Source organism: Streptomyces sp. NPDC001717, assembly GCF_042892775.1.
GTDB lineage: Bacteria > Actinomycetota > Actinomycetes > Streptomycetales > Streptomycetaceae > Streptomyces.
The window spans coordinates 51,389-62,629 of record NZ_JBIAUK010000042.1 but is presented as its reverse complement, the minus strand read 5'-3'; the positions used below and the strand labels follow the sequence as shown (position 1 = coordinate 62,629).

Annotated in this window: 10 protein-coding genes; 8 read left to right on the top strand and 2 right to left on the bottom strand. The window is 73.3% G+C overall.

All coding sequences use genetic code 11. The features are described from left to right. Nucleotides 1-142 precede the first annotated feature (142 nt). A complete protein-coding gene (locus ACFYZL_RS37280) occupies nt 143-652 on the top strand; it encodes an RNA polymerase sigma factor (protein WP_384757141.1) in 510 nt (169 codons plus the stop codon). 37 nt (nt 653-689) lie between these two features. Next, nucleotides 690-1,196, top strand: coding sequence for a GNAT family N-acetyltransferase (locus tag ACFYZL_RS37275; RefSeq protein ID WP_388685307.1), 507 nt, complete (start codon nt 690-692; stop codon nt 1,194-1,196). Between the two features lie 94 nt (nt 1,197-1,290). Here the strand turns inward: ACFYZL_RS37275 and ACFYZL_RS37270 are convergent, their stop codons facing one another. Both ACFYZL_RS37270 and ACFYZL_RS37265 read right to left on the bottom strand, forming a co-directional pair. Continuing rightward, nucleotides 1,291-1,734, bottom strand: a complete 444-nt coding sequence (locus ACFYZL_RS37270) for a hypothetical protein (RefSeq protein WP_384757136.1) — start codon at nt 1,732-1,734, stop codon at nt 1,291-1,293. Further along, nucleotides 1,706-2,074, bottom strand: a complete 369-nt coding sequence (locus ACFYZL_RS37265; protein ID WP_384587812.1) for a hypothetical protein — start codon at nt 2,072-2,074, stop codon at nt 1,706-1,708. Before ACFYZL_RS37265 ends, ACFYZL_RS37270 begins: the two co-directional genes overlap by 29 nt. Nucleotides 2,075-2,692: 618 nt before the next feature. Here ACFYZL_RS37265 and ACFYZL_RS37260 point away from each other — a divergent pair. From ACFYZL_RS37260 to cobT, 6 genes are all read left to right on the top strand, one after another. Then, the gene (locus tag ACFYZL_RS37260) at nt 2,693-3,757 is read left to right on the top strand and encodes a methionine ABC transporter ATP-binding protein (protein WP_384757132.1); all 1,065 of its coding nucleotides are present in this window, start codon (nt 2,693-2,695) and stop codon (nt 3,755-3,757) included. Continuing rightward, nucleotides 3,754-4,422 (top strand): methionine ABC transporter permease, encoded by a 669-nt coding sequence (locus tag ACFYZL_RS37255; RefSeq protein WP_384587818.1) that lies wholly within the window; start codon nt 3,754-3,756, stop codon nt 4,420-4,422. Before ACFYZL_RS37260 ends, ACFYZL_RS37255 begins: the two co-directional genes overlap by 4 nt. A gap of 79 nt (nt 4,423-4,501) precedes the next feature. Next, nucleotides 4,502-5,365: a MetQ/NlpA family ABC transporter substrate-binding protein gene (locus tag ACFYZL_RS37250; protein ID WP_384757129.1), complete on the top strand. Its 864-nt coding sequence runs from the start codon at nt 4,502-4,504 to the stop codon at nt 5,363-5,365. Between the two features lie 183 nt (nt 5,366-5,548). Next, entirely contained in the window at nt 5,549-6,229 is a 681-nt protein-coding gene (locus ACFYZL_RS37245) for a GNAT family N-acetyltransferase (protein ID WP_384757126.1), read from the top strand. Between the two features lie 118 nt (nt 6,230-6,347). Then, nucleotides 6,348-7,550 carry a precorrin-6y C5,15-methyltransferase (decarboxylating) subunit CbiE gene (gene cbiE / locus ACFYZL_RS37240; RefSeq protein ID WP_388685301.1) on the top strand — a complete coding sequence of 401 codons (1,203 nt, stop codon included), beginning with the start codon at nt 6,348-6,350 and terminating at the stop codon, nt 7,548-7,550. A gap of 228 nt (nt 7,551-7,778) precedes the next feature. Then, a complete protein-coding gene (cobT, locus tag ACFYZL_RS37235; protein ID WP_388685299.1) occupies nt 7,779-11,087 on the top strand; it encodes a nicotinate-nucleotide--dimethylbenzimidazole phosphoribosyltransferase in 3,309 nt (1,102 codons plus the stop codon). The last annotated feature ends 154 nt before the right edge of the window (nt 11,088-11,241 follow it).

Sequence of the window (11,241 nt, the reverse complement as noted above, 5' to 3'; positions counted from 1 at the left end):
CGCCCCCCCCCCCGGGGCGCCCCCCCCCCCCCCGGGGCCGGGCGGCCCCCCCCCCCCCCCGCCGGGGCGGCGCCCCCCCCCGCCGGGGGGGGCGGGGGGGGGGGGCCCCCCCCCGGCCCCCGCCCCACTCGTCCCGCCCGGCATGGACCTGCTGAACGAACTGGGCCCGCTGCTCTCCGCCGAGGCGGCCGCGGAGGCGCCGGGCACCGGAGTGGACGCGGCCGACCTGGAACAGGCCGTCTGGGTCAGGCTGCTGGAACAGGGGGGACGCGCCCCCGGGCCCGCCGAGCCGGCCCGCTGGCTCCGCCGGGCGGTGCGCGCCGAGGCCCGCCGCGCCCGGCGCCGCGCCCGCCGCGAGATCCCCTACGGCCGTCCGCAGGGTTCACCCGCCGCCGGCGGACCGGAGGACGCCCTGCTGCACGGGGAGGAGAACCGGGTACTGCGGTCGGCCGTCGCCCGATTGCCCGGACGGTGCCCCGAGCTGATGAGCGCACTTCTTTCGCCCAGGGACCTCACCTACCGTGAAATCGCAGGAGAGTTGGGTATCTCACAAGGAAGTTTAGGGCCCGTCCGTTCCCGTTGCCTGGGATGTCTGCGCAGAATGCTGGCTGCAGAGGTTGCGGCTCCTGGCCTGTGGGGAAAGGAGCGGTAGACCATCGGGCTACCAGGTGAGCGGGAGGCATGCGCACATGGGCATGAGCGTGACCATTTCGGCGGCGGCTGCCGAGGATGCCGAGCAGATCTTCAAACTGCAGTACCTGGCCTTCCAGAGCGAGGCCGAGCTGTACGGCAACTACCTCATCCAGCCGCTCACCCAGTCCCTGGAATCCCTCAAGGGGGAGCTGGCGACGGACACCGTCCTGGTGGCCCGTCTCGGCGACGAGGTGGTCGGCACGGTCCGCGGCACCGTCGACGAGGACGGCACCGGCAGGATCGCGAAGCTCTGCGTCCACCCCCGCCTGCAGGGCCACGGCCTCGGCGGCCGGCTGCTGCGCGCCGTGGAAGAGGCCCTCTCGGGCGGCGGCGCCACCACCCGCTTCCGCCTGCACACCGGCCACAAGAGCGAGTCCAACCTGAGGCTCTACCGCAAGGCGGGCTACACCCAGGTCGGCGGCCGCACCGCCTCGGACGGCGTGCGCCTGGTGATCCTGGAGAAGGAAGCCAAGGACCCGACCGACTTCGCAGTCAGCGCGTAGCCCCTCGTCGGGCGATCGGCCGGGCGCCATCGGACCGCACGGCGCGCGTGGCGGTCCGGGGTCCCGGCGCGGACCGGCCCCGCAGCCGCCCGGTTCAACGCCTCCCGCGGAGCCACAGCATCCCGGTGATCGGAAGGATCACCGGGATGAACAGGTAGCCCATCCCGAAGTACGACCACACGGTCGGCTCGGGGAACGCCTCCGGGCTGATCACGGTCCACGTGCCCACGACCAGTACGCCGGTCAGCTCGGCGGCGCAGCACACCAGCGCCGCCCGGCGGGCCGCTTCCCCGCCGCGCACCAGCGAGTACGTGATGAACGCGTAGACGAGCGCGGCCACCGCGGACAACGAGATCGCGAGCGGCGCCCGGTCGAACTGGGTCGAGATCTGGTAGGCCGAACGCGAGAGCGCGCCCACCACCATCACCCCGTACAGCCACACGAGCAGCGTTCCCGGGCCGGAGACCAGCCGCTTGTGCGCCTCCGGCGCGCCGGTGGTCGTCGTGGTGTCAGGCACCGGGGGTCCCCCAGATGTCATAGAGCCGCACTTCGAGGACGGCGAGGACGAAGGCGCCCGCGGCCACCGTCACGGAACCCCACTTGGTCCGCTCGGTGAGCGACAGCATCCCGGCGGCCGGTACCGCGGCGAACGCGCCGATCAGGTAGGCCACGAAGATCACGTTGCCCTCGTCGGGCTTCTCGCCCCGGGCCAGCTGCACCAGGCCTATCACCAGCTGGGCCAGGACCAGCAGGGTCACCACGGCCATGCCGATGAAGTGCCAGTCCTTGGTCGGAGTGTCCCGCCATGCGGCGTGACCGCACCAGGCGGCGAGGGCGAGTGCGGCCACGCCGATGGCGACCGTCAGGGCGTCGAGCATGCAGCGAGGGTATTACGGGCCGAAAGCCCCGATGCGCGCGCCCCTCTTGCCGGGCTGCGCCGGCGGACGTGAGGCCGCACGCCGAAGCGCCGCCGTTCCGCGACGACGTGCCGCCGGCATCCGGACCGTGGCCTTGACCACAACGCACACCGCCGCCGGCCTCGACGCGGACGTGGTCGTGGGGACCTGTCCGCCCTGTCCGCGCAGGTGGGAGACGGGATCCTGAGGGTCGGGACGGACGACTGGACTCGACCGACGATGTCCGGAATGCGATCGGAATCCGTCCGCTATTCGGACGTCGTTGATCGGTGAAGCGACATGTCTGCTTTACTGGGGCCCATGACCACGACGAGCAGCCGCACCCTTGCGACCGAGGCGACGATGACGCCCGGTGCTCGTTGTATGTGTCGAATGTGCGCCTTCTGAGGGCCCCCTCCGCAAGCCTCGCGCCCCGAAGCGAGACCGGCCGAGCCCGTCCGCGCATCGCGGACCGCTCCTGCCCCGCGCACGCGTCGAGACCGCCGATTCATCCCGGTTTCAGCCCGTATCGCGTCCCCAGATGTTTGCCCCGTACACGGCACCCGCACGCGCCGTGCACTCGACAGCGACGGAATTCCTGTGATCACCACATCGGGCCTCACGAAGGTCTACCCATCCCGTGACCGCGAGGTCACCGCCCTGGACGGCGTCGACCTGCACGTCCGCGAGGGCGAGGTCTACGGAGTCATCGGCCAGAGCGGCGCCGGCAAGTCCTCCCTGATCCGCTGTGTGAACCTGCTGGAACGCCCCACCAGCGGCACCGTGACCGTCGACGGCGTCGACCTCACCGCGCTCGCCGGCCGAGGCCGCCGCGCCGGCAAGGAACTGCGCCGCGCCCGCAGCCGCATAGGCATGGTCTTCCAGCACTTCAACCTGCTGTCCTCGCGCACGGTCCAGGCCAACGTCGAACTGCCCCTGGAGATCCTCGGCGTCTCCGGCCGCGACCGCGCCCGCAAGGCCCTCGAACTCCTCGACCTGGTCGGCCTCGCCGACAAGGCCAAGGCCTATCCGTCCCAGCTCTCCGGCGGCCAGAAGCAGCGCGTCGGCATCGCCCGCGCCCTGGCCGGAGACCCCAAGGTCCTGCTCTCCGACGAGGCCACCAGCGCCCTGGACCCGGAGACCACCCGCTCCGTCCTCCAGCTCCTGCGCGACCTCAACCGGCAGCTCGGCCTCACCGTCCTGCTCATCACGCACGAGATGGACGTGGTCAAGTCCGTCTGCGACTCGGCCGCCCTGATGAAGCGGGGTCGGATCGTCGAATCCGGCACCGTCTCCGAGCTCCTCGCCACCCCCGGCTCCGAGCTCGCCGCCGAACTCTTCCCCGTCACCGGATCCGCGACCGGCCCCGACCGCACCGTCGTCGACGTCACCTTCCACGGCGACGCCGCCACCCAGCCGGTCATCTCCCAGCTCGCGCGGACGTACAACGTCGACATCTCGATCCTCGGCGCCGCGATGGACACCGTCGGCGGCAGGCAGATCGGCCGGATGCGCATCGAGCTCCCCGGCCGCTACGAGGAGAACGTCGTCCCGGTGGGCTTCCTGCGCGAGCAGGGCCTCCAGGTCGAGCTCGTCGACGCGGCCGCGAACGCCGACGCCCTGAACGACGAACTGGCCGCACTGGTCGAGGATGGTGCCAAGTGACCTGGTCCGAGATGCAGCCCCTGCTCACCCAGGGCACCTACGACACGCTCTACATGGTGCTGTGGTCCACCCTGGTGACCGTCGTCGGCGGACTGCCCATCGGCATCCTGCTCGTCCTCACGGACAAGGGCGGCCTCCTGCAGAACCGGCCGCTCAACAAGGTCCTCGGCGTGATCGTGAACATGGGCCGCTCGCTCCCGTTCATCATCCTGCTGATCTTCCTGATCCCGGTCACCACCGCTGTCGTCGGCACCTTCATCGGCCCCACCGCCATGATCGTCCCGCTCGCCATCGGTGCGATCCCCTTCTTCGCCCGGCTCGTCGAGACCGCCGTCCGCGAGGTGGACCACGGCCTGATCGAAGCCGTCGAGTCCATGGGCGGCGGCATCCCCACCCTGGTCGGCAAGGTGCTCCTGCCCCAGGCCCTGCCCTCCCTGGTCGCCGGAGTCACCACCACCGTCATCACGCTGGTCGGCTACTCGGCGATGGCCGGCGCCGTCGGCGGCGAAGGGCTCGGCTCCAAGGCCATCACCTACGGCTTCCAGCGCTTCGAGACCGGCTTCATGGTCGCCACCGTCGTCGTGCTGATCGTCCTCGTCACCGTGATCCAGCTGATCGGCGACGGAGCGGTCCGCCTCCTGGCCCGCCGCGGCCGGACGGCCTGAAAAACACAGACCCCCCCAAGAGCCCGCACTTGTCGTGCTTGGGCCACATCCCCGAATAAATGTCAGAAAGGCACTCTTCGTGCGTAAGAACATCAAGCTCACCGCCCTCGCCGCCACCGCCTCCGCGCTCGCGCTCGGCCTCACCGCCTGCGGCAGCTCCTCCGACCCGTCCACCGCCAAGGCCGACGGCGGCAAGACCGACGAGAGCAAGCCCCTCGTCATCGCGGCCTCCCCGAGCCCGCACGCCGACATCCTGAACTTCGTCAAGGACAAGCTCGCCGCCAAGGAAGGCCTCAAGCTGGAGGTCAAGGAGTTCACGGACTACGTCCTGCCGAACACCGCCACCGAGCAGGGCCAGGTCGACGGCAACTTCTTCCAGCACAAGCCGTACCTCGACGACTTCAACAAGAAGAACGGCACGCACATCGTGCCCGTCGTGAACGTGCACCTGGAGCCCCTCGGCCTCTACTCCAAGAAGGTCAAGGCCCTCTCCGACATCAAGGCCGGCCAGACCATCGCCGTCCCCAACGACACCACCAACGAGGGCCGCGCCCTCCAGCTGCTCGCCGCGAACAACCTGATCACCCTCAAGGAGGGTGTCGGCACCGCTGCCAAGCTGTCCGACATCACCGACAAGAAGGGCCTGGAGTTCAAGGAGCTGGAGGCCGCCACGGTCCCGCGCGCCCTGAACGACGTGGACGCCGCCGTCATCAACGGCAACTACGCCATCGAGGCCAAGCTGTCGCCCGCCAAGGACGCGCTGGTACTGGAGAAGGCCGAGGGCAACCCCTACGCCAACTTCCTCGCGGTCAAGGACGGCAAGCAGGACGACCCGCGCATCCAGAAGCTCGCCAAGCTCCTGAACACCGACGAGGTCAAGAAGTTCATCGAGGAGAAGTACCAGGGCTCGGTCATCCCGGCCTTCGGCGCCCCGAAGTCCTGACCCCGATCCCGACCCGAAGTCCCGATCACCCGGCTGTGATCCGGCCCCGCACCCCCTGGTGGGCGTGCGGGGCCGACTTCTGCCCGCTTCCGGGCAACCCGGCCATGCGCTTCGTGACGCCCATGCTGCATGCTGTGGCCTACGACCCACGCAAACGGTCCAGCAAAGGCGATGGAGCTGCGCATGACTACCACCTTCCCGGACGTCACCATCAGCACGGACCGGCTGGTGCTGCGCCCCTTCGAGGAAGACGACGTCACCGCGCTCACCGAGATGATGAACGACGAGAACGTCACCGCCTGGACCACCGTGCCGCACCCTTACACCCCCGCGGACGGGCACGCGTGGGCCACCCGGCAGTCCCACGCCGAACGCACCGGGGGCCGCGGCATCGTCTTCGCCGTCACCGAGTTCCTCACCCAGCGCCTCGTCGGCATCGTCCACCTCCAGAACACGAACTGGCGCACCCGCGCCACCGAGGTCGGATACGTCACCGCCCCCTGGGCCCGCGGCGAGGGCTACGCCAGCGAATCCGTACTCGCCGTCGCCCAGTGGCTCTTCCGCGACCAGGGCTTCGAACGCCTCGAACTGCGCACCGCGGCCGACAACACCGCCTCCCAGCAGGTCGCCCAGAAGATCGGCTGCATCAGCGAGGGCGTACTGCGCAACGCGTGGATAGTCCGCACGCAGAACCCCGACGGCACCTGGGCCGACACCCGCACCGACCTCATCGTCTGGAGCCTCCTCCCCGAGGACCTCGACGAAGGCGACGACTACGACACCGCCTACGGATACGAGGACACCTACTCCTTCGGGCAGCGGGCGGGCGCGAACGGCTACGCCGTCGGCGCCGACTGGAGCTGACCGGCCGACCGGGTAGTCTCACCGTGACGCCCGGCCCCGGCCCCGGCCCCGTCCCCACCCGGACGAAGACGAAGACGTAGACGAATTCGCCTGCCCCCACACCAGGAGACTGACGACGATGTCCGACCGGGTCACGGTGATCGGCTGGGACGGCTCCCCCCTGACCGCGGCCGCCCGGTCCGCGCTCTCCGCCGCGACGCTGGTGGCCGGCGCCGCCCACCACCTCGCGCTCCCCGAAGTCCCGCCCACCGCTGAACGCGTCCGCCTGGGCAGCCTCGGCATCGCCGCCGGCCGGATCGCCGGCCACCGCGGCACCGCCGTCGTCCTCGCCGACGGAGACCCCGGCTTCTTCGGCGTCGTACGCACCCTGCGCGCGCCCGAGCACGGCCTCGAAGTGGAAGTCGTACCGGCCGTCTCCTCCGTCGCCGCCGCCTTCGCCCGCGCCGGCATGCCCTGGGACGACGCGCAGGTCGTCGTCGCGAACCGCCGCACCCTGCGCCGCGCCGTCAACGTCTGCCGAGCCCACCCCAAGGTCGCCGTCCTCACCTCGCCCGGCGCCGGACCCGTCGAACTCGCGCTGCTCCTCGAAGGGGTCCACCGCACCTTCGTGGTCTGCGAGGAACTCGGCACCGACCGCGAACAGGTGAGCGTCCTCACCTCCGACCGGGCCGCCGACCACAACTGGCGCGACCCGAACGTCGTCATCGTCATCGGCGGCGCCGGCCAGGCCCTCGAAACCGAACCGGGCTGGTTGCTCGGGCAGCGCCCCGCCCCGGCCGCCGAACGCGGCTGGGCCGGTCCGCAGGCCGAAGCGGGGGAGGGGCAGTCCGCACAACTGCGGGCCGCCCAACTCGCCCGGCTCGGCCCCCGACCCGGCGACCTCGTCTGGGACATCGGCTCCGGCACCGGCGGCGTGGCCGTGGACGCCGCCGCCTTCGGCGCGGCCGTCATCGCCGTCGACGCGGACCCGGCCGCCTGTGAAGGCGTAACTGCCGCCGCCCGCAAGCGCGGCGTACAGGTCCAGGTCGTCCCGGGCCGGGCGCCCCACGTACTGGAGGACCTGCCCGAGCCGGACGTCGTCCGTGTCGGCGGAGGCGGCGCCGCGGTCGTCGAGGCCGTCGCCGACCGGCGTCCCGAACGGATCGTCAGCCACGCGTCCACCCGCGACGAGGCCGAGGCCATCGGCCGGGTACTCGCCGAACACGGGTACGCGGTCGAGTGCGCGCTGCTCCAGTCCGTCGGCCTGGACACCCGGACCTGGGCCGAACAGGACCGTTCCGTGGTGTTCCTCCTGGCAGGCCGGCGCCCGGTGAACCGCTGACCCGGAGGCCGGGGTAGGCTGGCCGATCGTCGTACCGCCCAGGACGATTCGGGCATCACGGCGCAGCCCGTGCGGAGACGTGGCGCAGTCCACAGAGGACCGCGGCGGTTATGGCCGCCGCGAGGGCTAACGGGCGCGACAATGCTTACTGGTTGTCGCGCGGACCGTTCGTTCGTCACGTGGACGCCGGGCGATCGAAGAGGCACAACCGATGGGCGAGGGGTACGCATGACTGACACCGGCCAGGTCCCGGGAGCGGGTCACCCGGACAACGCGGGCATGGTGGATCAGCAGGGCATCCCCGCTCCGGTCCAGATCCCGGCACCGATTCCCGCCGGCTACGCCTTCCACGACCTCGTGGACGACCCGGCGGAGCCGGAGGACGAGGAACTGCTCCTGATGCCGAGCGGCCAGGGTTCGTGGAGCGACCCCCAGGTCGTCCCGCAGGCACCCGAGTTCCCGGCCTACGGCACCGATCAGCAGTACTCCGAGGCCCCGGTGTTCGCCGAGCCGGCCGCCTATCCCGAGTACCCCTCCTACGGCGCCGGCGTGCACGAGGCGGGCGGCCGTGACTCCGGAGCGCTCGACCTCGGCGGACTGAACGTGCCCCCGGCCGCCGCCCCGGCCCCGGTCCGCCGTCCGCTGCACATGGGTCCGCCCGTGCCCGAGGCCACCGGCGGGGTCGTGCGCTCCCTCGCCGACCGCGGCCCGGCCGCGGCGCCGGCGCCCGTGCACCAGCCCGGCCCGCCGACCTTGGGCCCCGAATACCTCGACCTCCCGGTGGCCCCGGCCCCCCAGACGGCCGAGATCCCGCCGCAGGCCGGTGCCCCCTGGACCACGGAAGCGCCGCTCGCCGAGCAGCCGCAGCCGATGGCCGAAGCCGCCCAGGCCCCCGGACAGCAGCCCGTCTTCGCGCAGGAGCCCCCGCAGACGGCCCCCGTACCCCCGGCCGAACCCGAGCCGTTCCCGGTGGCCGTGGAACTCCCGGCCGATGCCGCGGCCCTGCCGGTCGAGCCCGAGCCGCTGCCCCTCCCCGTGGAGACGCCGGGCCGGCCTGACGCGCCCGCCGCGCCCGCAGTGGCCGAGGCAGCCCCGGCCGAGGCAGCCCCGGCCGAGGCCTTCCCGGCCGCCGTGCCGGTACCGACCGAGCTCCTCCAGCCGCTGCCCGCGGTCCCCGGGATTCCCGTCGCGCAGGCTCCCGCGGAGGTCCCGCCCGTGGCCGCCGTTGCCGTGGAGCAGCCGCCGGCGGAGGCCGTCGCGCCCGAGGCCGTCCAGGCTCCCGCGGAGGCGCCCGAGCCCGTCGCGGCCGATGCCACCCCGGCGGCCCCCGAGGCCGTCGAGCCGGCCGCCGAGCCGGTCGCGCCCGAGGCCGCGCCGCACCCCGAGCCGCTCGCCGCGGTCGAGGCCGAAGCCCCGCAGCCCGTCCCGGCCGAGCCCGCCGCGGCCGAAGCCCCGCAGCCCGAGCCGGCCGTACAGGCCGAAGCCGCCGCTCCGCAGCCCGAGGCCCCCGAGCCCGCCGCCGCGGACCCGGCCGTGACCCTCACGGCCGAGGCGCCGCAGCCCGGCGCGGTCGACCCGGCCGCAGCCGCTCCGGCGGAGCCGCTCGCAGCGGCCGCCCCGGAGGCCGAGCCCGTCGAGCCCGTCGAGCCCGAGACGGTCGGCCCCGTCGCACCCGAGGGCGTCGACCCCGCCGCGGCCGAACCCGCCGAGTCCGAGGCACTCGACCCGGCAGCCCACCCCGCCGAGGCCGCCGCCGGCGAACCCGTCGAGCCCGAGGCGGTCGCCCCGGCCGAGCCCGCCGCCGGCGAACCCGCTCCGGCGTACGACGACGCCGAGCGCGAGGCCGTCCTGCGCGTGATGCGCGAGCGCCGCGACATCCGCAAGGGCTTCCGTACCGACCCGATCCCGCACGAGGTGCTGCTCCGCGTGCTGGAGGCGGCCCACACCGCGCCCAGCGTCGGCCACTCCCAGCCCTGGGACTTCGTCGTCATCCGCTCCGCCGAGACCCGCCGGACGATGCACGAGCTCGCCCAGCGCCAGCGCGAGGCCTACGCGAACTCGCTGCCCAAGGCCCGGGCGAAGCAGTTCAAGGAACTCAAGATCGAGGCGATCCTCGACACCCCGGTGAACATCGTCGTCACCGCCGACCCCACCCGCGGCGGCCGCCACACCCTCGGCCGGCACACCCAGCCGCAGATGGCCCCGTACTCCTCGGCCCTCGCCGTCGAGAACCTGTGGCTCGCCGCGCGCGCCGAAGGCCTCGGCGTCGGCTGGGTCAGCTTCTTCGACGAGCGCGAGATGGTCCGCGCGCTCGGCCTGCCGGAGCACCTGGAGGTCGTCGCGTACCTGTGCGTCGGCTACGTCGACGAGTTCCCCGAAGAGCCCGAGCTGGCGCAGGCCGGCTGGTCCAAGCGCCGCCCGCTCTCCTGGGTCGTGCACGAGGAGACGTACGGGCGCCGCGCGCTGCCCGGCGAGGAGCCGCACGACCTGCTCTCCGAGACGGTCGCCGGCATCCGCCCGCTCGACGCGAAGGCGCTCGGCGAGGCGTGGGAGCGGCAGAAGCGCATGACGAAGCCCGCGGGGGCGCTCGGCATGCTGGAGATCATCTCCGCACAGCTCGCGGGCCTCTCCCGGGTCTGCCCGCCGCCGATCCCCGAGCCCGCGGCCGTCGCGATCTTCGCCGGCGACCACGGGGTCCACGCCCAGGGCGTCACGCCGTGGCCGCAGGAGGTCACCACCCAGATGGTGGCGAACTTCCTCGGCGGCGGCGCGGTCTGCAACGCCTTCGCCAACCAGGTCGGCGCCGAGGTCTGCGTCATCGACGTGGGCGTCGCCGGCGACCTCCCGGCCACCCCCGGCCTCCTTCCCCGCAAGGTCCGCCCGGGCACGGCGGACCTGTCCACCGGCCCGGCGATGACCCGCGAGGAAGCCGTCGCGGCCATCGAGGTCGGCATCGAGACCGCCCGGGACCTGGTCGCGGCCGGCAACAAGGCCCTCCTCACCGGCGAGATGGGCATCGCCAACACGACGGTCTCCGCGGCCCTGATCTCGGTCTTCACCGGGGTCGACCCGGCCGAGGTCACCGGCCGCGGCACGGGCATCAACGACGAGACCCACGCCCGCAAGGTCGAGGTCGTACGCCGTGCCCTGGAGCTCCACCAGCCGGACCCGGCGGACCCGATCGGCGTCCTGGCGGCGATCGGCGGCCTGGAGCACGCGGCGATCGTGGGCCTCCTCCTCGGCGGCGCGTCCCTGCGCACCCCGGTGATCCTGGACGGCGTCAGCGCCGGAGCCGCCGCCCTGGTGGCCCGCGCCATCGCCCCCGAGGCCCTGTCCGCGTGCATCGCGGGCCACCGCAGCGCGGAGCCGGGTCACGTCGCGGCCCTGAACAAGCTGGGCCTGCGCCCGCTCGTCGACCTGGACCTCCGCCTCGGCGAGGGCACGGGCGCCCTGCTGGCCCTCCCGCTGGTCCAGAGCGCGGCCCGCGCGATGCACGAGGTGGCCACCTTCGACTCCGCCGGGGTGACGGAGAAGTAGCCCCTGCGGCGCCGCTGGGGGGGGGGGGGGCCCCCCCCCCCCCCCCCCCCCCCCCCCCCCCGGGGGGGGGGGGGGGGGGCGCCGCGGGGGGGCCCCCCCGGGGGCCCCGCCGCGGCGGGCCCCCCCCCGGGCCGGGGCGCCCCCCCCCCCCCCC